Here is a 21,143-nt window from a genome sequence, read left to right as displayed (position 1 = left end):
CTTAAGCCGCCTTCTGCGCGCTGTTGGCGCGGATGCCGAGCAAATGGCTGATCGCGAACACGAGATCGGCACGGTTCATGGTGTAGAAATGGAAGGTGTCGACGCCGTGCTTTGCCAGCTTCTGGACCTGGCCGGCGGCGACGGTTGCGGCGACCAGCTTGCGGGTCTCCGCGTCCTCATCGAGACCCTCGAATTTCGCGGCGAGCCAGTCGGGCACGCTGGTGCCGTTCCGGGTGACGAAATTGCGCGCCTGCTTGAAATTGTGCATGGGCATGATGCCGGGCACGATCGGGATGTCGATGCCGCGCGCACGGACGCGGTCGAGATAGCGGAAGTAAAAGTCGTTATCGAAGAAGACCTGCGTGATCGCGCGTGTCGCGCCGGCGTCGACCTTGGCCTTCAACGTGTCGATATCGGCGTCGAAGTCGCGCGCTTCGGGGTGCTTCTCGGGATAGGCCGAGACCGAGATCTCGATGTCGGGGTGGCGCTTCTTGATTCCCGCGACGAGGTCGGCCGAACTCTGGTAGCCCTCGGGATGGCTGGAGTAGGGTGTGCCGATGCCGCCGGCGGGATCGCCGCGCAACGCCACGATGTGGCGGACGCCGACCTCGTGGTAGCGGTCGACGATCTCGTCGATCTCGCCGCGCGAGGCGCCGACGCAGGTCAGATGCGCCGCCGGCAGCAGCGCGGTCTCCTTGAGGATGCGCGCGATGGTCGAATGGGTCCGCTCCCGGGTCGAGCCGCCGGCGCCATAGGTCACCGAGACAAATTTCGGCTCGAGGGGCGCCAACCGGTTGATCGTCTCCCAGAGATTCCGCTCCATGTCTTCCGTCTTTGGCGGGAAGAACTCGAACGAGATCGCAGGCCGCTTCAGGTGCCCGTTTTGCCCGTCGGCTGTCGCGGGCGTCGTCAGATCGGTCATGGCACCACTCACTCCGGGGATATCGCCAAGCCTCGGCGGCCGACGGTCAGGTCTCGATCGGAAGGTGCTAAAATAAGCCAAAGTCATCGCATTCGACAGCCCATCGTAGATGGGAAATGGCCCACTTTACCGTCGGAAACGCGAAATTTGGTGTGCTACGCTGCGTTGTTGGGAAATTCGGTATCTCAATAATATTGATGGTATTACAATTAGTTACTCTTTCTATGCTCTCCGTTTGGGGCGATCGAGTCGTGTGGGCAATGTGAAAGGTAGATTTAATGCCCCGCATTCGTCCCACCTTGGTCAGTTCGATCCCCGGCGCCCGGGTTCACGGCCCGCGCGCGCCAGCCCTGCGTCGCCAGCCCATTGCCGCCCCGCGTCCCTCCACTACGTTAGCGCGCCATGATCCCGCTCTCGGTCCTCGACCTGTCCGTCGTCACCACGGCGACCCGGCCCGCCGCCGCGCTGCGCAATAGCATCGACCTGGCCCGCCATGTCGATGATCTCGGCTATGTCCGCTACTGGCTGGCCGAGCACCATAACCTTGCTTCGGTCGCGAGCCCGGCGCCCGACGTGATGATCGGGCAGATCGCGGCGGTGACGAAGCACATCCGCGTCGGCTCCGGCGGCGTGATGCTGCCCAACCACGCCCCACTGGTGGTCGCTGAGCGTTTCAAGATGCTGGAGGCATTGTTTCCCGGCCGCATCGACCTCGGTCTCGGCCGCGCGCCCGGCACCGATGGTGCGACTGCCTATGCCCTCCGAAGCCGGCTCGATCGCCGCGAGGGCGACGATTTTCTGGAGCGGTTGCATGAACTGATTTTGTGGGAGACCCGCGAATTCCCCGCCGGCCATCCCTACCACAACGTCGTCGCGATGCCTGACGACACGAAGCTGCCGCCGATCTGGCTGCTCGGCTCCAGCGATTATTCCTCGGAGCTCGCTGCGCAAGTCGGCATGGGCTTCGCCTTCGCGCATCACTTCGCATCCCACGATGCGGTCGACGCGATGGTGCATTATCGCAACCGCTTCCAGCCCTCGGCCTGGCGCGCGACGCCGCACGCGATCCTCGCCGTTGCCGTGATCACCGCGGACACCGACGAGGAGGCCGAAAGGCTTGCCACTTCGTTCGACCTCAACCGCCTGCGCCGCGATCGCGGCCAATATCTGCCGCTGCCGAGCGTCGAGGAGGCGCTGGCCTATCCTTATGCGGATTCAGAGCGAACCTCGATCGCACGCAACCGTTCGCGCCTATTCGTCGGCAATCCGGCGACGGTGCAGAGAAAGCTTCAGCCGCTGATCGAGGCGAGCAAACCGGACGAGCTGATGGTAATCACGGCCGTGTACGACCACGAGGCGCGGAAGAAGTCGTATGCGCTGCTGGCGGAAGCGTTCGGGCTCGAGAGCGTGGCTTAGGCAACGCTCGTGCCCCGGACGCAGCGCAGCGCTTCGTCAGCGGTGCGCTGCAGAGCCGAGGCCCATCGTAGTCTGGAGATCGCTGCCCCTGGGTCCCTGCTCGCGCTTCGCGCGTCCGGGACACGAGACTAATCCGCCTTCTCGCTGAACGTCGCGCGGAAGGGATGTCCCGGATACACGCCGACGATACGGAATTCGCGCGAGAAGAATTTCAGCTCCTCGATCGCGAACGCCAGGCCCTTGTCTTCGGGATGACCATCGACGTCGGCGTAAAACTGCGTGGCGAAGAAATTGCCGTCGACCATGTAGCTTTCGAGCTTGGTCATGTTGACGCCGTTGGTGGCAAAGCCGCCGAGCGCCTTGTAGAGCGCGGCGGGGAGGTTGCGCACCCGGAAGACAAAAGTCGTGACCAGCGGGCCTGACCCTTGCGGCGCCCATTTCGGCTCCCGCGCCAGCACCACGAAGCGCGTGGTGTTGTGGGACTCGTCCTCGATGTCCTCGGCGAGGATGTCGAGGCCGTAGATCTTTGCGGCGAGGCGCGAGGCGATCGCAGCGACGGTCTTGTCGTTGCGCTCGGAGATGTCGCGGGCGCTGCCGGCGGTATCGGCGTGGACGATTGGCTTGATGCCGAGCTTGCGGATGACGCGCCGGCACTGGCCGAGCGCGTGGACATGGCTCTCGACGCTCTTGATGTCTTCAAGCTTGGTCCCCTTCACCGCCATCAGCTGATGCCGGACCGGCAAGAACCATTCGCCGATGATGAAGAGGCCGGAAGCCGGCAGCAGATGATGGATGTCGGCAACGCGGCCGGCGACCGAATTCTCGATCGGGATCATGCCGAGATCGGCCTCGCCCGAGGAGATCGCCGACAGCGCGTCCTCGAAAGTGGCGCAGGGCATCGGCTCGGCGTCGGGATAGGCCTCGACGATGGCGATGTGGGAATTGGCGCCAGGTTCGCCCTGGAATGCGATCTTCAGCTTGCTCATGGTCGGCCTTGTAGCAGCGGCTCAGGATTTGGAAAGGATGCTGCGGGCGGTCTCGAGGTCCGCCGGCGTGTCGACCCCGCGGGGAACGGTGTCGACGATGGTGAAGTCGATGCGCATCCCGGCCTCCAGCGCGCGGAGCTGCTCGAGCTTCTCCTGCAATTCCAGCGGCGAGGGTGGCAGCGAAACGTAGCGTTCCAGCGCGGCGCGGCGATAGGCGTAAAGGCCGATATGGTGGTAGCGCGGTCCGTCGCCGGTCGGCGCGGTCGCGCGGGTGAAATAAAGTGCCCGCATGCGCCGCCCGCCGAGCGAGGTTCCGATCGCCTTCACGACGCTCGGGGCGAGGTCCTCTTCCTCGGTGTGGATCTGTGACGCCAGCGTGGCGATATCCACGGCAGGGTCTTCCAGCGGCGGCAGGACCTCGCGGATGTTGTCGACGGTGATCGTCGGGAAATCGCCCTGGAGATTGACCACGATGTCGGCTTTCCCCGCCGGATCGAGCTTCTGCATGGCCTCATGGATGCGGTCGGAGCCGGAAGGGTGCTCCGGGCGCGTCATCACGGCCTCGCCGCCATGGGCGGTCACGACCGCGGCGATTTCCGCCGTATCGGTCGCCACTGCGACCCGGCCGATCCCGGCGGCCACGGCGCGCCGCATCACATGCACGATCATCGGCAGGCCCGCGATATCGGCGAGCGGCTTGCCGGGCAGGCGGGTGGCGGCCATGCGGGCCGGGATCAGCACCAGGATGCGGGAATCGGTCATCAGTTCAAGGACCTGGAAACGGAGCGTTTTCCGCTCCGGGAAATGGGTGGGGACGGGCTGAAAGCGGGACCGCTTATACGGGTTGCCAGACCCCGGGCAAACCGATATCTGAATGGCAAAACTCGGGGAAACAATAAGGAACGTCTGATTCTCCCGAGGCTCGTCCTGGCGGCCGCCCGGCCGCTTATTCCTTCTTGCGGTGTGGGGCCTGGCCGGAAATGGACTCTTTCGAACTCAACAAGATTATCGGTGCCGTGCTCGGTACTTGTCTCGTTTTGCTGGTGACGAGCTTCACCGCCCAGGCGCTGTTCTCGCCCAAGATGCCGGCAAAGCCGGGTTTCGAGATCGCCGTGAAGGAAGAGGCCGGCGACAAGGGCGGCGCGCCCGCGGCCGCTGCCGCCTCAGAGCCGATTGAAAAGCTGCTCCAGACGGCGTCCGTCGAGAAGGGCGCAGCCGCCGCCAAGAAGTGCGCCGCCTGCCACACCTTCGAGAAGGGCGGTCCGAACCGCGTCGGTCCGAACCTTTACGGCATCGTCGGCGACCACCGCGGCGAAGGCCGCAACGGTTTCAACTTCTCGGCCGCGATGAAGGCCAAGGGCGGTACCTGGACCATCGACGAGCTGAACAAGTTCATCGCCAATCCGAAGGGCGACATCCCTGGCACCGCGATGGGCTTTGCCGGCATCCCGAAGGACAGCGAGCGTGCCGACGTCATCGCCTACCTGAACAGCCTCTCCGACAACCCGAAACCGCTGCCGACCGCGGCGAAATAAGGCGCTTCAGTCTTCGATCTTGGACATGCGGCCAGGCCTCAAAGCCTGGCCGTTTCCATATCCGGGCCTCGCGACGCCGTGATCGAGGCGTTTGGCCGCATCGAAGAGGCCGCTCGGCCTTCCAAGATGAGGAAAAAGCAACATATTCGGTCGAAACCTCGCCTATATTGGGAACTTAAAGGAGTAGCCTCCTTCAAGACAGGGATGTTGATTTGGCCATTACCCGACGCGATCTCCTGCTCACCGGCGCGGCAGCAGCCGCCCTTCCCGTCCTCGGCTCCACGGCGGGTGTTCCCGTGGTCGGCGCGGCAGAGGCGCAATCGGCCGGTGAGGCGGCCTCAAATGGGCTGCCCTGGCGCCATGCGCTGTCGCTGTTCGGCGACATCAAGTACCCCGCCGATTTCAAGCGTTTCGACTACGTCAATCCGGATGCGCCCAAGGGCGGCGTCGCGCGGCTGATCTCGCTCGGCACTTTCGACAATTTCAACATTGCCGTTGCCGGCATCAAAGGGTCGCTCGCGCCGGCAGCCGCGCTGATCTACGAAACGCTGATGAGCCGCGCTCAGGACGAAGTCGCTACAGAGTATGGCCAGCTTGCCGAATCCGCGCAGCATCCGGACGATTTCTCGTGGGTGACCTATCGCCTGCGCAAAGAGGCGCGCTGGCACGATGGCAAGCCGGTGACGCCGGAGGACGTGATCTTCTCGTTGGAGACGTTCAAGAAGCAGTCACCCATGTACGCGTCCTACTACCGTCACGTGGTAAAGGCGGAGAAAGTTGGTGGGGGCGAGGTCAAGTTCACCTTCGATGCGCCCGGCAACCGCGAATTGCCGACCATCGTGGGCGAGCTGATGGTGTTGCCGAAGCATTGGTGGGAAGGCACCGATGCCCAGGGACGCAAGCGCGATGTCAGTGCGACAACATTGGAGCCGCCGCTCGGCTCCGGTCCCTACAAGATCAAGGAATTCGTGGCCGCACGCTCGATCAAGCTCGAGCGGGTGAAGGATTATTGGGGCGCCAACGTCCCGAGCCAGATCGGTACCAATAATTTCGACGAGCTGCGTTTCGAGTTCTTCCGCGACAACCTCGTCGCGCTGGAAGCCTTCAAGGCCGACCAGGCCGATTGGATCGCGGAAAACTCGGCCAAGCAGTGGGCCACGGCCTACGACTTCCCGGCGGTGGCCGACAAGCGCGTGATCAAGGAGGAATTCCCGATCAACGATTCCGGCCGGATGCAGGCCTTCGCGTTCAACATTCGCCGCGATCAGTTCAAGGACGCGCGGCTGCGCCGCGCCTTCAACTACGCCTTCGACTTCGAAGAGATGAACAAGCAGCTCTTCTACGGCCAGTACAAGCGCATCGCCAGCTATTTCGAAGGGACGGAGCTCGCTTCGTCCGGCCTGCCGCAGGGGCAGGAGCTGGAGATTCTTCAAACGGTGAAGGACAAGGTGCCGCCGGAGGTCTTCAGCACGGTCTACCAGAATCCGGTCGGCGGCAGTCCGGAAGCCGTGCGCGCCAACCTGCGCGAGGCGGCAAAACTCCTGAAGGAGGCCGGCTTCGAGGTCAAAGACCACAAGCTGGTAGACAGCACCGGCAAGCCGCTCACGGTCGAGATCCTGGTGCAGGATCCGTCGTCCGAGCGCATCGCGCTGTTCTACAAGCCGTCGCTGGAGCGCATCGGCGTCAGCGCCTCGATCCGCGTCGTCGACGATGCGCAATACCAGAACCGTCTGCGCAGCTTCGACTTCGACATGATCATCGATCAGTGGGGCGAATCGCTTTCGCCCGGCAACGAGCAGCGCGAGTTCTGGGGCTCGCAGGCCGCCGACATGCCGGGTGCACGCAACACCATCGGCATCAAGAATCCCGCGGTCGACGCCCTGATCGAGAAGGTGATCTACGCCAAGGACCGCAGCGAGCTGGTCGCCGCGACCCACGCGCTCGATCGCGTGCTGTTGTGGAATTTTTACCTCGTCCCGCAATTTACCTACGGCTTTTCGCGCTACGCTCGCTGGGACCGCTTCAGCCATGCCGATCCGCTGCCGAAGTACGGTCGGTCCGGCCTGCCGACGCTGTGGTGGTACGACGCCGAGAAGGCGTCGCGGATCGGAAAACGCTCTTGAGGGAGCAATTGCGCATGGCGCAGCTTTCACGCCGGCATGTGCTGGTCCTCGGTGTCGGCGGCGCCCTCAGCACCGCCGCACTCCGCAATGCATCGGCGTCCGAGGGGCCTGGCGAAGCGCACGGCATCTCGGCGTTCGGCGACCTCAAATATCCCGCCGACTTCCACCATTTCGACTACGTCAATGCCGACGCACCGAAGGGTGGAACGTTCTCGCTGATCCCCTCCGTGCGTGCCTATAATCAATCGCTTTTTACGTTCTCTTCGCTCAACGCCTACATCCTGAAGGGAGAGGGCGCGCAGGGCATGGACATGACCTTCGCAGCGTTGATGGCGCGCGCCAATGACGAGCCCGACGCGATGTATGGGCTTGCAGCGAAGTCGGTCCGGATCTCGTCGGACAAGCTGGCCTATACCTTTACGATACGACCCGAAGCGCGTTTCCACGACGGCTCTAGGCTCACGGCGCATGATGTCGCCTTGTCGTTCAATACGCTGAAGGAAAAGGGCCATCCCCTGATCGTGGTGCAACTCCGCGATTTCGTAAGGGCCGAGGCGTTAGACGACGCGACCGTGGTCGTCACCTTCGCGCCGAACCGCGCACGTGATGTGCCGCTGTATGTTGCGGGCCTGCCGATCTTCTCGAAGGCGTATTACGCCACGCGCGCGTTCGATGAATCGACGCTCGATACGCCGCTGGGCTCCGGCCCCTACAAGGTCGGCAAGTTCGAGGTCAACCGCTATATCGAATATGATCGCGTCAAGGACTGGTGGGGCGCGGATCTGCCTGTCTGCCGTGGCAGCTATAATTTCGACACGGTGCGCTACGAATTCTATCGCGACCGCGACGTCGCCTTTGAAGGCTTCACCGGCAAGAATTATCTGTTCCGCGAGGAGTTCACGGCGCGCATCTGGGCGACGCGTTACGATTTCCCGGGAGTGAAGGACGGTCGCGTCAAGCAGGAGCAACTGCCGGACGAAACTCCGTCGGGCGCGCAGGGCTGGTTCATCAACATGCGCCGCGACAAGTTCAGGGATCCGCGCGTGCGCGAGGCGCTGATCTGCGCCTTTGACTTCGAGTGGACCAACAAGTCGATTATGTACGGCGCCTATGCGCGCACGCGCTCGCCGTTCCAGAACTCCGACATGATGGTATCAGGCCCGCCTTCGCCGGAAGAGCTTGCATTACTGGAGCCCTTCCGTGGCAAGGTGCCCGACGAAGTGTTCGGTCAGCCTTTCGTGCCGCCGGTGTCGGACGGCTCAGGGCAGGATCGAGCCCTGCTGCGCAAGGCGGGCGAGTTGCTGAACGCTGCGGGCTACATCATTAAGGACCGCAAGCGGGTTCTGCCCAATGGCGAACCCTTCACGATCGAGTTCCTGAACGATGAGCAGTCGATCCAGCCGCATCACGGGCCGTATTTGAAGAACCTCGCTACGCTCGGCATCGACGCCACGTTCCGCCTGGTGGATGCCGTTCAGTATCGCGCGCGAGTCGAGGATTTCGATTTCGACATGACGATCGAGCGCTTCTCGATGTCGGCGACTCCAGGCGATTCCATGCGGGCGTTCTTCTCCTCGCAGGCCGCCAAGACCAAAGGCTCGTATAATCTCGCCGGCATCTCCGATCCTGTGATCGACGCGCTGATCGAAAAGATCATCGCCGCGCAGACGAGGGCGGAGCTGACCACGGCGTGCCGGGCGTTCGACCGCGTGTTCCGGGCCGGGCGCTACTGGGTGCCGCAATGGTACGCCAATTTCCATCGCGTCGCCTATTGGGATCAGTTCAGCCATCCCGACAAGCCGCCCAAATATGCCAATGGCGTCGGTGCGCCTGAAAACTGGTGGTATGACCGCGCCAAGGCGGCCAAGCTCGAGCAGGCGAAATAATCATGAGCGCCTATATCGCCCGCCGTATTTTCCTGATGATTCCGACGCTGCTCGGAATCCTGTTCGTCTCCTTCGTTGTCGTGCAGTTCGCGCCCGGCGGCCCGGTCGAGCGCGTCATCGCGCAGCTCTCGGGTGCCGACACCGGCGGCAGTTCCCGCATCTCGGGCGGGGGCGATTTTGCGCAACGCGCGCCCGGGCAGCTGGGCGCCGGCGGCGATGCCATCAATTCGAAGTACCGCGGCGCCCAGGGGCTCGACCCCGACTTCATCAGGAAGCTCGAGGTGCAGTTCGGCTTCGACAAGCCGGCACCGGAGCGCTTTGCATTGATGGTGTGGAATTTCGCCCGCTTCGATTTCGGCAAGAGCTATTTCCGTGATGTCAGCGTGATCCAGCTGATCAAGGAGAAGCTGCCGGTTTCGATCTCGCTCGGTATCTGGCTGACGCTGATCACCTATCTGATCTCAATCCCGCTCGGCATCCGCAAGGCGGTGAAGGACGGCACGCGTTTCGACACCTGGACCTCGGCGATCATCATCATCGGTTTCGCGATCCCCGGCTTCCTGTTCGCGATCCTCCTGATTATCCTGTTCGCTGGCGGCTCGTTCTTCAACCTGTTCCCGCTGCGCGGCCTGACCTCGGACGGCTGGTCGCAGTTTCCGTGGTACTGGAAGATCATCGACTATTTCTGGCACATCACCTTGCCGCTGATCTCGATGGGGCTCAGCGCATTCGCGACCATGACGCTGCTGACCAAGAACTCGTTCCTCGACGAGATCCGCAAGCAATATGTCATGACCGCGCGCGCCAAGGGCTGCAGCGAGAACCAGGTGCTCTACGGCCACATCTTCCGCAACGCGATGCTGATCGTGATCGCGGGCTTTCCGGGCGCGTTCATCCACGCCTTCTTCTCCGGCTCGCTGCTGATCGAGACGATCTTCTCGCTGGACGGGCTCGGGCTGCTCAGCTTCGAGAGCGTGCTCAACCGCGATTATCCCGTCGTGTTCGGCACGCTCTACATCTTTTCGCTCGTCGGGCTCGTGGTCAATCTGATTTCCGATCTGACCTATATGTGGATCGACCCGCGGATCGACTTCGAGGCGAGGGAGGTCTGATGACCCTGACCGCCCCAACCCCGATCGAGACCTCGGCCAAGACGCCGCTCGGCGCGGCCGTGCCGATCACGCGCAAGCCGTTCGCACCGTCGCCGCTGAACAAGCGGCGCTGGGAGAATTTCAAGGCGAACCGGCGCGGCTACTGGTCGTTCTGGATCTTCATGGTCCTGTTCGTGGTGTCGCTGTTTGCCGAGCTGATCGCCAATGACCGGCCGTTCCTGATCAAATATGACGGCCATCTCTACTGGCCGGCCTTCGTCACCTATTCGGAGACGACGTTCGGCGGCGACTTCGAGACTGCGGCCGACTACCGCGATCCGTACTTGCAGAAGCTGATCAAGGACAAGGGCGGCAGCATCGTCTGGCCGCTGATCCGCTACTCCTACGACACCCACAATCTCGACCTGCCGACGCCGGCGCCGTCGCCGCCGACCTGGATGCTGACGGAAGCCCAGTGCAAGCCGGTGGTCGAGAAGAAGGGGCTGAAGAGCTGCCGCGACCTCGAATACAACTGGCTCGGCACCGACGATCAGGGCCGCGACGTGGTGGCGCGACTGATCTACGGCTTCCGCATCTCGGTGCTGTTCGGCCTCTGTCTCACCATCGTCTCCTCGATCGTCGGTGTCGCCGCCGGCGGCATCCAGGGCTATTTCGGCGGCTGGATCGATCTCACCTTCCAGCGCTTCATCGAGATCTGGACCGCGATTCCCTCGCTCTATCTGCTGCTGATCCTGTCCTCGGTGCTGGTGCCGGGCTTCTTCGTTCTGCTCGGCATTCTGCTGCTGTTCTCATGGGTGTCGCTGGTCGGCCTGGTGCGCGCGGAGTTCCTGCGAGGACGCAATTTCGAATATATCCAGGCGGCGCGGGCGCTCGGTGTCTCGAATGGGGTCATCATGTTCCGGCATCTGTTGCCGAACGCGATGGTGGCGACCATGACGTTCCTGCCGTTCATTGTCTCGAGCTCGGTGATGACGCTGACGGCGCTGGACTTCCTCGGCTTCGGCCTGCCGCCCGGCTCGCCCTCGCTCGGTGAGCTCTTGTCGCAGGGCAAGTCCAACGTGCAGGCGCCGTGGCTTGGTTTCACCGGTTTCTTCTCGGTCGCGATCATGCTGTCGCTGCTGATCTTCATCGGCGAAGCCGTGCGCGACGCCTTCGATCCGCGCAAGACGTTCAAGTGAGGGCGTGATGGACGCGATCAACCAGCCGTTGCTGGCCGTGCGCAACCTTTCGGTAGCCTTCCACCAGGGCGGTAACACGACGCTGGCGGTCGACAAGGTCTCGTTCCAGATCAAGCGCGGCGAATGCGTCGCGCTGGTCGGCGAGTCCGGCTCCGGCAAGTCGGTCAGCGCGCTGTCGATCCTGAAGCTCTTGCCCTATCCGACCGCCTCGCACCCCTCGGGCAGCATCCGTTTCAAGGGGCAGGAGCTGATCGACCGGTCCGAGCAGGAGATGCGGGAGATCCGCGGCAGCGACATCTCCATCATCTTCCAGGAGCCGATGACCTCGCTCAATCCGCTGCACACGATCGAGGCGCAGATCGGCGAGATCATCCAGTTGCACAATCCGACCAGCAATGCGGAGGCGCGCAGGCGCACGCTGGAGCTGCTGACCCAGGTCGGCATTCCCGAGCCGGAGACGCGGCTGAAGAGCTATCCGCATCAGCTCTCCGGCGGTCAGCGCCAGCGCGTGATGATCGCGATGGCGCTCGCCAACGAGCCGGACCTCCTGATTGCGGACGAGCCGACCACGGCGCTCGACGTCACCGTGCAGGCGCAGATCCTGGGGCTGCTCGCCGAGATCCGCTCGCGGCTCGGCATGAGCCTGCTCTTCATCACCCACGATCTCGGCATCGTGCGCCGCATCGCCGACACGGTCTGCGTCATGAAGGGCGGCGAGATCGTCGAGCAGGGGCCGGTCGAGCAGGTGTTCAAGACCCCCAGGCATCCCTATACGCGCGATCTGCTCGCAGCCGAGCCGAAGCCCGATCCGGCGCCGCCGCAGCCGAACGCGCCGGTTGTGATGTCGGCCGACGATCTGAAGGTCTGGTTTCCGATCAAGCGTGGTCTGATGCGCAAGACGGTCGGCCACATCAAGGCGGTCGACGGCGTCAGCATCGCCGTGCGCAAGGGCGAAACGCTCGGTGTCGTCGGCGAGTCCGGCTCGGGCAAGACCACGCTTGGGCTCGCCTTGCTGCGGCTGATCTCCTCGAACGGGCGCATCGTGTTCTTGGGGAAAGATATCCAGGGCCTGCGCTTCAAGGAAATGCGCCCCTTCCGGCGCGATATGCAGATCGTGTTCCAGGACCCGTTCGGTTCGCTCTCACCGCGCATGTCGGTCGCCGACATCGTCGCCGAAGGTCTCTCGGTGCATCAGCCGAACCTGTCGCGCGAGGACCGCGAGGCGCGCGTCGTCAAGGCGCTCGAGGATGTCGGGCTGAAGCCGGATACGCGCTTCCGTTATCCGCACGAATTCTCCGGCGGCCAGCGCCAGCGCATCTCGATCGCGCGCGCCGTGGTGCTGGAGCCCGACTTCATCGTGCTGGACGAGCCGACCAGCGCGCTCGACATGCTGTTCCAGGCGCAGATGGTGGAGCTGCTGCGCGAACTTCAGCGTAAGCGCGATCTCACCTACATGTTCATCTCGCACGATCTGCGTGTCGTCGCCTCGCTCGCCAGCCATCTCATCGTGATGCGCAGCGGCAAGGTGGTCGAGGAAGGCCAGGCCGCGGAGCTGTTCAAGAATCCGAAGACGGATTACACCCGCGCGCTGTTCGCAGCGGCGTTCCGCCTGGAGACGGCGGGCAACGGTGCGGTGGCGACGTAATCTCCTCACCTCTCCCGACGGGAGAGGCAAATCGGGTAAGGGGGGAGCACCCGGCGCAGTTGGCAGGATCGGTTGATCTCTCGCGAAACCCATCGCCAGACGGTCGGAGCCGGTAATCGTTGGCGCGGTCCGATTGAGAGAACAAAGCCTGATGGGTCTCGCGAGAACTCAACCCATCCTATGCACTTTGTTCTCAGGTAGTCTGCGGGTTCAATATGAATGACGATGATCGTTCAAATGCTTTTAGAGCGATTTGGTGGTTCGGCGTGGCTCTGGTGCCGCTCGTTGCGTCTCAAGTTTTGCGGTTACACCAGCATCAAGCCGCAAGTTGGCTTGCCTTAGACTATGCTGGTCGAATAGTTGCACTTGCAACCTTGGCCGCAATACCGTCTGCGCGGGCGGTTGCTTTTCGGAGAGACAAGCTGGAAATCTCTTTTGCCGAGATCACAGTTTGGATCATAGGAATTGTGATCCTGGAGCGTCTCAGCCAGTGGCCACGACGCCTAATCAACGCTGCGTTTCCGCTGATCGTGTTGGGTCGGTATCCTCAACCAACTGGCTGGCTGAACGTCTTCGATCTCGCCTTCGGTTTGGCGCTGGTTGCCGCCAGCGAGGAGATCATATTCCGACGGTACCTCCACGAGGCATTGCGGCCCTACCTCGGAGATGGCACTCTCGCGCTTCTAACAGCGTCTGCTCTTTTTGGTGCTTATCATTGGTGGACCGGCATTGGAAACATTTTGCTGGCGGTCATCGTCGGCAGCTCGTTGATGCTCATGCTTCGACGATCGACCGCGCTATGGCCGGTAGTGCTTGCGCACTACTTGGTGGACTTGATCGCCTTTAGCAGCTTTGTGAGGTCGACCTGAAGGCCGTTTAGAAACAGACATGGGCCCCAGCGGCTCCAATGTCGCCTTCCGAAAGCAAAGCGGACGCAAAGCATTTTCGGCGCGCGTCCTACAGCCGCTTGATCGCAACCACGTCGCTGCCGGCCGCCTTGATCCGCGCAATGGCCGGCTCGATGGGCTCGATCACGGTTGCCATGTGATGCGCGTTGGCGTGAACCATGGTGCTGCCATCGCGGACGATGGCGACGTGTCCCTTCCAGAAGATCAGATCGCCGCGCAGCAAGCTGCTCCACTCATGCCGCTCCAGCGCGCGGCCGAGGCCCGCCTGCTGCATGTCGCTGTCGCGGGGGCAGCCAATGCCGGTTGCCGTCAGAGAAATCTGAACCAGGCCGGAGCAATCGATGCCGAGGCTGCTTTTGCCGCCCCAGAGATAGGGCGTGCCGACGAAGCGCTCGGCAACCGCGACGATATCGGGCTCGCGATAATCGAGTGGTGCGAGATGACACTTCGGCAGGAATGCGCCCTCGCGCGTGATGGCGAAACCGCCGTCCTCGCGCGCGATGGTGAGCTTCGATCCCAGCACGAGTATGTCGGCCGGCGGCAGCTTGATCGAGGGGCCGGGGAAGACAAGCGTCCGAAGCGCGCTCACCTTGTGTGTCGGCGCGGCCGCCGGCTTTAACAGCGCGGCGTCTGGCAGCCAGCCGACATAGCCGTCGCTGACGAGCTGGCCCCAGGCCCAGCCCTCGCCGTTGCGGTCGTAGACCGTCACGCGCTCGCCGCGGAGTGCTTCCGTCATCAGCATCGCGTTCGATGACGGCTGCTCGCGGACCGGGGCGATCGGTGCGACCACCTCGAATTCCTCGCCCACGACGAAGCGGTCGGCCTGCACCTTGCCTTCGAGATACTTTGCAGCGAGGTCGCCGCGCGCCGGTGTCAGCCGCGGATCGTAGCTTGGATCACGCATAGCGCTCGCTCAGTACCTTGTAGATGGCGCGGGCAGCCTGGCATTCGCCACCCTCGGGCCGCGCCGGCTTCGCCGACGGCGTCCAGCCATAGATGTCGACATGCAGCCAGCTCCTGGCCTGCTCGACGAAGCGTTGCAGGAACAGCGCGCAGGTGATCGAGCCGGCAAAGCCGCCCGATGGCGCGTTGGTGATGGTGGCCGTCTTGGAGTCCAGCCACGTATCGTAAGGCGGCCACAGCGGCATGCGCCACAAGGGATCGTTCTCCTGCACCGCGCAACGCGCGATGTCGGCGGCCAAGGTCTCATCATGGGTGTAAAAGGGCGGTAAATCCGGCCCCAGCGCAACGCGCGCAGCGCCCGTCAACGTGCCAAGATCGATCAGCAGCTCGGGCTTCTCCTCGTCAGCCAGCGCCAGCGCGTCGGCGAGCACCAGCCGTCCTTCCGCATCCGTGTTGCCGATTTCGACCGTGATGCCCTTGCGGGAGGTGAAGATATCCAGCGGACGGAAGGCATTGCCGGCGACAGCGTTTTCCACCGCCGGAATCAGCACGCGCAACCGCACCTTCAGCTTCGCATCCATCACCATGCGCGCCAGCGCCAGCACGTTGGCGGCGCCGCCCATGTCCTTCTTCATGATCAGCATGCCGCTCGACGGCTTCAGATCGAGCCCGCCGGTGTCGAAGCAGACGCCCTTGCCGACCAGCGTCACCTTGGGATGATCAGGGTTGCCCCAGCCGATGTCGATCAGTCGCGGCGCGCGGCTGGAGGCCATGCCGACGGCATGGATCAGCGGAAAGTTCTTCTCCAATTCCGCGCCGATGGTGCAGGCGTAGCTGGCGCCGAATTCGGCCGCGAGCTCTTGCGCAGCCGCGGCGAGCTGTTCCGGGCCCATGTCGTTGGACGGCGTGTTGATGAGATCGCGCGCCAGCATCGCGGCATCTGCCACGCGGTTGATCTCGGCGGGGTCGACGCCGTCAGGTGGCACCAGGCGGACGTCGGGTCTGTCGGCCTTGCGGTAGCGGGCGAAGCGATAGGTGCCGAGCACGAAGGCGAGCGCCGCCAGTCGTGCATCGTGCGGCGGATTGGCAAGGCGATAGGTGCCCGGCGGCAGCAGGCCCGGCAGGGCCCCCGGCCGGAACGGATCGCGCGATCGGGCGCCGTCGTCGTCGAGGCCGAACAGCACCCGGTCGATCGCCCCATCCGGCGCGGGCAGCGCAAGATAGCCGCCCGGCTTGGCGGTGAAGGCGCTCGCAGTGGCGAACTGGCGTTGCGCCGGTGGCAGCATCTCGTGCACGGCCTCCCAGCTCGATTTGGTGACGAAGGTGATCGGGGTGGCAGTCGAGGATGTCTCGAAGACGGAAGGCATGGGCGGGCTCGGAGGTCATTTGGTTGGAGGAGACTTCGCAGAGTTTTGCCGGGGCCGCAATCGACTTTGCAGTCACCGTTCAGCGAGCGGCTACTCGTAGAGGAGCAGTCGTGCTAGGTTCCGGTGGTGGTCGACCGGTGTGCAAAGAACGCCGGTGACCGGAGACGAAGCGTGCCGGGAGGAAACGCAAATGGAATTTGTGTGGAGCGTGGTCACTTTGATCGGCCAGGCCATCGAGGCCGTCTTTGTCTATGTCGAGCATCACCACTGGGTCTTTGCGTTCCTCGCCGGCGGCTACGTGTTTTATCTGCATGACCGTTCGATCCACGCGCGGTTCGATGCGCTCGACAAGCGCATTGACGAAATCCGCAAGCGTCTTGCCATCGAATATTGATTGGGCTCTCGAAACCATCCGCGGACAGCGATCGTATCTCGTCTGCGAACTGCCGTTCATGCATGCGCAGGCGCGGGCCTTTACTAGCGCTGCGGTTGTGGCATTATTAGCGAATATTCTTGGGTTGTGCGACGCATCTCTGCACGCATGGAGCGCAAGAGCGCCGCGGAATCTCCGACGATACTGATTCCAGACGTTACCTGCCTGAACCCTTTGTCGAAGGCATTTCCCTCAATCGTTTGGGCGACGCAGCATTCGCAACGAGCGGCGCAAGATGGATAGATCGTTTGTCATTGCGCAGATATCCGACCTGCATCTGGATGGGTCAGGCCGGCTGCTTGCGGCCATCGAGATGCTCACCGCTGCTCTGCGCGAGCGGATGGCGGCCTTCGCGGACGTGCCTGACCGCATCCTGTTGATCACGGGCGACATCGTGAACGATCCGGCGCCGGCTGCGCTCGACGAAGCGCTCGCGGTCATCGCCTCTCTCAGGCAGACGGGACTATTCACCGACATCCAGGCAATCGCCGGCAATCACGACATCAAGCGCCCGAGCCAGCGTGGCGGCCGTCACGACGCCTACGATTATCTGCGTCTGCCGCGGACCTCCAGGAGCGTCTATTACCGCCAGGCTGGTCTCGACCTGGTGCTGCTCGACTCCAACAGCGCAAGCCTGACCACGCCTTCCAGCGGCAACATCGACGAACGGCCCTACCACGCGATGGTCGCGCTGTCCGCGCGGCTGAGCGTCGAGCTTGCAGGGACCATCGGCTCGGCCGGACGCGCCGATTATTCGGAGCGTGCGGAAAACCTGGTGCGCGTGCTGGCGCTGCACCACCATCCGCTGCCGCAGGCAACCGGCGAGGGCAAGCGGTTTCTCGGCGTGCCGGACGAGCCGCTGATGTATCTCGCCGCGCCCGCGACCTTTCTCGAGGCGGCCACCTCGCTCAACGTCACCATGGTCCTGCACGGGCACCGCCATGTCGAGGGACTCAGTCGCTACTCGATTCCCGATCCACGCGCGATGCGGAGCGGCCGCGAGGATTTCTGGCGCACGATCTATGTGCTGTCCTGTCCGTCCTCCACCGGGCATGGCGGCGACGACGCCGGCTTCAACATCATCCATTTTGGTCCGACGTCCGAGGCCGGGCAGCCGGGGTATCGGTTCGCAATCGCCCGCTATTCGCGGCAGCGCGACGATGGCGGCTTCGGGCCGCTCGATTCGAATCTGCCGGACGGACTCATCAGCCTTCCGGCGGGGCGAGACCTGTCCCGCGATCCCGCCATCCAGTCGGCGATCGAGATCGCCTCATCCGTGTCGCTGAAGCGGGACCAGGTTCTGGCGCTGGTCCGGCGGCTGCTGTCGCGCCGTGCGTTCTACGATGGCGGCGGGCAGGATTGGGCGGACATGCTCTATGCCTATATCGTCACATCTCATGCATGGGCCGATCTCGAGGGCAGGTTCGCAAGGTCGGCACAGAGGTCCGATGTCGCGGCGCTGGCCGAAGCGAGCGCGCTGCTCCGTCAGCTGATCGGACAATCAGCCGACATGCTCGGCATCGACCATGCCACGCTCGACGAGCTCCGCTCCGATCGTCTCGTCAGTCGCGACGACCTCTTGCGCCGATGGCCGACGCCGCCCCGCGAAGCCGACGATCTTCAGGCGAGGAGGCAACACCGCTTGCAATTGCTGCGCGACCTGAACGAGCAGGTGGAGCTGCTCGGCCTCGATCTGGGCCTGGGCGGCGAGATGCCGCCGCAATGCGGCCGATCCCTGCGTTAACCGGCCATTAGGGTTAACAGTCTATTGCTGGCACGTTCGGCTCGATCATCAGGCCCGAGAGTCAAAGCGTCATGCGTCAACGGTTCCGTCCTGCCCGGCTTCTTGCCTCCGCCTCGCTGATTGCTCTGGTGGCCGCGAGCCTCGGCGGCTGCACGGCCATGTCAAAGCTTTCCGACGTCACCGGCTCGATCGGGCCGAAGACGGAAGCCGCACCGGTCGATCCGGCGCGCGCAGTCGAGGTCTATGGCGAGCGCTATCGCGCCAATCCCAAGGACGCGGATGGCGCGCTGGCCTATGGTCAGGCCTTGCGCGCCAACGGCCAGCGTGCCCAGGCCGCCGCCGTGCTCGAACAGGCAACCATCGCCAATCCCGGCAACAAGCCGCTGCTGGCCCAATACGGCCGCGCGCTCGCCGACAACGGCAATTTCCAGCAGGCTTTCGACGTACTGTCGAAGGCGCATTCGCCCGACAATCCGGACTGGCGCCTGCTCTCGGTGCAGGGGACCTGCCTCGACCAGATGGGCCGTCACGACGAGGCCCGCGCCTATTATGCGAGCGCGCTGAAGATCGCGCCGGGTGATCCCGGCGTGCTGTCCAATCTCGGCCTGTCCTACATGCTGTCGCGGGATCTGCCCAAAGCGGAAGAAGCGCTCCGGCAAGCTTACGCGTCACCGCGTGCGAACGCGCGGGTGCGGCAGAATCTCGGCCTGGTGGTCGGGCTCCAGGGGCGTTTCTCTGAGGCCGAGGCCATCGTGAAGGCGGACCTGCCGCCGGACCAGGCCGAGGCCAACGTCGCCTATCTCAAGGATATGCTGAGCCGCAACAATGGTCCGCGCGGCGCGCCGAAGCGCACGCCGGTCGCCTCGCTCAGCCAATCCGACTGATCCGTCGCCGTTTGCGTCACGGCGCGGATTTTCCCCGGCATTTCAGGGGCTTTGCATGATCCACATCGCAGCGAGCCGGCCCGGGCCGGCTACTGTGCATGGGGTTGTTTTCGCGGTTTTTGTCCCGCCTCAGTGCAGCTCGGAGATCTTGATGTAGGTCGGTCCGAGAATGACGACGAACAGCACCGGCAGGAAGAACAGGATCATCGGCACCGTGAGCTTCGGCGGCAGCGCGGCGGCCTTCTTCTCGGCCTCGTTCATGCGCATGTCGCGATTTTCCTGCGCCATGACACGCAGCGATTGGCCCAGCGGCGTGCCGTAGCGTTCCGCCTGCTGAAGCGCCAGACACACCGACTTGACGCCTTCAAGCCCGGTGCGCTTCGCAAGGTTTTCGTAGGCAACTTTGCGGTCCTGCAGATACGACAGCTCGGCGGTCGTCAGCGTGAACTCCTCCGACAGCGCGATCGACTGGCCCGCGATTTCGGTTGCGACCTTGCGAAACGCCATTTCGACCGACATGCCGGATTCGATACAGATCAGCAGCAAGTCGAGCGCGTCGGGAAAGGCGCGCTTGATCGAGAGCTGACGCTTGGAGATCGCGTTCTTCAGGAACAGCATCGGCGCCTGCAAGCCGAGATAGGCCGCGCCGACGCAGATGCCGATCTTGATCGGCGTTGGCCGATCCATATGGGCGATCAGGAAGACGTAGATCACCGAGCCGACGAGCAGGACGATCGGAGCCACCATCCGCGCGAACAGGAAGGTGACGTAAGGCGCCTGGCCGCGATAACCCGCCATGATCAGCTTGTCGCGCGCAGCCTCCTGCGCCAGCCATTTGGTCAGGTTGAAGTCCTCGACGACCTTGGAGACGATCTGCTTGGGCGTCTGGCGCAGCGAGACCTTCTCGCTCTTGTTGAGGCGTTCGCGCTCGCGCTGCCGGATCCGTTCGCGCTCGCTTGCGACCGCCTTCATCCGTTTGGAGAGGCCTTCGCCGGCGAACAGCGGCATGACCAGCGTATAGACGGTGGCGCTGGCGGCGATGGCCGCCAGCAGCATGGTCATGAAGTGGGCGTCATGCAGTTTCGTAACGAGGAACTCGACCATGCGGCACCGTCAGAAATCGAAGTTGATCATCTTCTTCATCACCATGATGCCGATCGACATCCAGACGACGCAGCCGACCAGCATGAGCTGACCGGTGGGATGGGTCCACAGCAGGGAGATGTAGCCAGGCGTCGTGAGATAGACGAGGAACATCACGATCGGCGGCAGCGAGCCGATGATGCCGGCCGAGGCCTTGGCCTCCATCGACATCGCCTGGATCTTTTCCTTCATCTTCTTGCGGTCACGTAGCACCTTGGAGAGGTTGCCGAGGGCTTCGGAGAGATTGCCGCCCGATTTCTGCTGGATCGACACCACGATGCCGAAGAAATTGGCCTCGGGCAGCGGCATGCGGTCATAGAGGCGCGAGCAGGCCTCGCCGAGTGGCATGCCGATCGCCTGCGTCTCGATGATGGCCAGGAATTCGCTGCGCAGCGGCTCCGGCGCGTCAGCCGCGACGACTTTGATCGATTCGAACAGCGGCAGGCCGGCCTTGATGCCGCGGACGATGACGTCCACGGCGTCAGGCAGGGCCGCCAGGAATTTGTTCTCGCGCCGCTTTTTCAAGAAGCCCAGCGCCCAGCGTGGCAGCCCGAAGCCGCCGGCAAAGGCGAGACCGGCCGCGCCAAGCAGGCCGCCGCCACCAAACAGCGCGCCAAAGAAGAACACGCCGGCTACGACGCCGGACACGATCCAGAATTTCTGCGTCGTCCAGTCGAGCCCCGCCTGCGACAGGCGAATGTTGAGCGGAACGCTCTTCTCCTGCGAGCGTCTCGCCTCGAGCTCCTTGAGCGAGCTCTCGACCTGCTCGCGGCGCGAACGCTGGGTCTTCTCGGCCTGGCGGGCCGCGGGCGCTTCGGCGCGTGCGATCGAGGCGCGGCGGCTCTCGGCCTTCCGCTCGCCCGAGAGCATCGGATAGAGGAAGACCCAGGCGATGCCGCCGACGGCAGCGGTGGCGAGGAAGGCGAGGGCAAGGACCTGAATGTTCATGGCTGCGCCG

18 protein-coding genes are annotated in these 21,143 nt (G+C 63.7%); 11 read left to right on the top strand and 7 right to left on the bottom strand.

The window, feature by feature from the left end:
• Position 1: 1 nt before the first annotated feature.
• Positions 2 to 922, bottom strand: coding sequence for a methylenetetrahydrofolate reductase [NAD(P)H] (metF, locus tag XH88_RS34745; protein ID WP_271672700.1), 921 nt, complete (start codon positions 920 to 922; stop codon positions 2 to 4).
• A gap of 402 nt (positions 923 to 1,324) precedes the next feature.
• Between metF and XH88_RS34740 the strand changes: the two genes are divergently transcribed.
• Positions 1,325 to 2,338, top strand: a complete 1,014-nt coding sequence (locus tag XH88_RS34740; protein WP_271672699.1) for an LLM class flavin-dependent oxidoreductase — start codon at positions 1,325 to 1,327, stop codon at positions 2,336 to 2,338.
• 128 nt (positions 2,339 to 2,466) lie between these two features.
• On the opposite strand, the gene XH88_RS34735 is transcribed toward XH88_RS34740, so the two are convergent.
• Entirely contained in the window at positions 2,467 to 3,324 is an 858-nt protein-coding gene (locus XH88_RS34735) for a prephenate dehydratase (protein ID WP_271672698.1), read from the bottom strand.
• Between the two features lie 21 nt (positions 3,325 to 3,345).
• The gene (locus XH88_RS34730) at positions 3,346 to 4,086 is read right to left on the bottom strand and encodes a 3-deoxy-manno-octulosonate cytidylyltransferase (RefSeq protein WP_271672697.1); all 741 of its coding nucleotides are present in this window, start codon (positions 4,084 to 4,086) and stop codon (positions 3,346 to 3,348) included.
• 218 nt (positions 4,087 to 4,304) lie between these two features.
• Here XH88_RS34730 and XH88_RS34725 point away from each other — a divergent pair, with 218 nt between their 5' ends.
• The 7 genes from XH88_RS34725 (at position 4,305) to XH88_RS34695 (ending at position 13,672) form a co-directional block, all read left to right on the top strand.
• Positions 4,305 to 4,859 carry a c-type cytochrome gene (locus XH88_RS34725; protein ID WP_271672696.1) on the top strand — a complete coding sequence of 185 codons (555 nt, stop codon included), beginning with the start codon at positions 4,305 to 4,307 and terminating at the stop codon, positions 4,857 to 4,859.
• A gap of 212 nt (positions 4,860 to 5,071) precedes the next feature.
• Positions 5,072 to 6,982, top strand: a complete 1,911-nt coding sequence (locus XH88_RS34720; RefSeq protein ID WP_271672695.1) for an extracellular solute-binding protein — start codon at positions 5,072 to 5,074, stop codon at positions 6,980 to 6,982.
• Between the two features lie 14 nt (positions 6,983 to 6,996).
• On the top strand, positions 6,997 to 8,868 hold the full coding sequence (locus XH88_RS34715; RefSeq protein ID WP_271672694.1) for an extracellular solute-binding protein: 1,872 nt from the start codon (positions 6,997 to 6,999) through the stop codon (positions 8,866 to 8,868).
• Between the two features lie 2 nt (positions 8,869 to 8,870).
• Complete coding sequence (locus tag XH88_RS34710; protein ID WP_271672693.1) at positions 8,871 to 9,980, top strand: microcin C ABC transporter permease YejB; 1,110 nt, start codon at positions 8,871 to 8,873, stop codon at positions 9,978 to 9,980.
• Positions 9,980 to 11,158, top strand: a complete 1,179-nt coding sequence (locus XH88_RS34705; protein ID WP_271672692.1) for an ABC transporter permease — start codon at positions 9,980 to 9,982, stop codon at positions 11,156 to 11,158. Before XH88_RS34710 ends, XH88_RS34705 begins: the two co-directional genes overlap by 1 nt.
• 7 nt (positions 11,159 to 11,165) lie before the next feature.
• Positions 11,166 to 12,803, top strand: a complete 1,638-nt coding sequence (locus tag XH88_RS34700) for an ABC transporter ATP-binding protein (protein ID WP_271672691.1) — start codon at positions 11,166 to 11,168, stop codon at positions 12,801 to 12,803.
• Positions 12,804 to 13,018: 215 nt separating this feature from the next.
• Positions 13,019 to 13,672, top strand: a complete 654-nt coding sequence (locus XH88_RS34695) for a CPBP family intramembrane glutamic endopeptidase (protein ID WP_271672690.1) — start codon at positions 13,019 to 13,021, stop codon at positions 13,670 to 13,672.
• 88 nt (positions 13,673 to 13,760) lie between these two features.
• Here the strand turns inward: XH88_RS34695 and XH88_RS34690 are convergent, their stop codons facing one another.
• A complete protein-coding gene (locus XH88_RS34690) occupies positions 13,761 to 14,615 on the bottom strand; it encodes a C40 family peptidase (RefSeq protein ID WP_271672689.1) in 855 nt (284 codons plus the stop codon).
• Complete coding sequence (locus XH88_RS34685) at positions 14,608 to 15,981, bottom strand: leucyl aminopeptidase family protein (RefSeq protein WP_271672688.1); 1,374 nt, start codon at positions 15,979 to 15,981, stop codon at positions 14,608 to 14,610. The genes XH88_RS34690 and XH88_RS34685 overlap by 8 nt, the downstream gene beginning before the upstream one ends.
• A 190-nt stretch (positions 15,982 to 16,171) precedes the next feature.
• On the opposite strand from XH88_RS34685, the gene XH88_RS34680 reads away from it, so the two are divergent.
• From XH88_RS34680 to XH88_RS34670, 3 genes are all read left to right on the top strand, one after another.
• Positions 16,172 to 16,375: a hypothetical protein gene (locus XH88_RS34680; protein WP_271672687.1), complete on the top strand. Its 204-nt coding sequence runs from the start codon at positions 16,172 to 16,174 to the stop codon at positions 16,373 to 16,375.
• Positions 16,376 to 16,649: 274 nt separating this feature from the next.
• Positions 16,650 to 18,158 carry a metallophosphoesterase family protein gene (locus tag XH88_RS34675; protein WP_271672686.1) on the top strand — a complete coding sequence of 503 codons (1,509 nt, stop codon included), beginning with the start codon at positions 16,650 to 16,652 and terminating at the stop codon, positions 18,156 to 18,158.
• 71 nt (positions 18,159 to 18,229) lie between these two features.
• Positions 18,230 to 19,042 (top strand): tetratricopeptide repeat protein, encoded by an 813-nt coding sequence (locus XH88_RS34670; protein ID WP_271672685.1) that lies wholly within the window; start codon positions 18,230 to 18,232, stop codon positions 19,040 to 19,042.
• 129 nt (positions 19,043 to 19,171) lie between these two features.
• On the opposite strand, the gene XH88_RS34665 is transcribed toward XH88_RS34670, so the two are convergent.
• Positions 19,172 to 20,146, bottom strand: a complete 975-nt coding sequence (locus XH88_RS34665) for a type II secretion system F family protein (protein WP_271672684.1) — start codon at positions 20,144 to 20,146, stop codon at positions 19,172 to 19,174.
• 9 nt (positions 20,147 to 20,155) lie between these two features.
• Complete coding sequence (locus tag XH88_RS34660; RefSeq protein ID WP_271672683.1) at positions 20,156 to 21,133, bottom strand: type II secretion system F family protein; 978 nt, start codon at positions 21,131 to 21,133, stop codon at positions 20,156 to 20,158.
• Positions 21,134 to 21,143: the final 10 nt, after the last annotated feature.

The organism is Bradyrhizobium sp. CCBAU 51627, assembly GCF_028128765.1.
Classification (GTDB): Bacteria; Pseudomonadota; Alphaproteobacteria; order Rhizobiales; family Xanthobacteraceae; genus Bradyrhizobium.
Note: the sequence above shows the minus strand (reverse complement) of the source record. Positions and strands in the feature narration are given on the sequence as shown.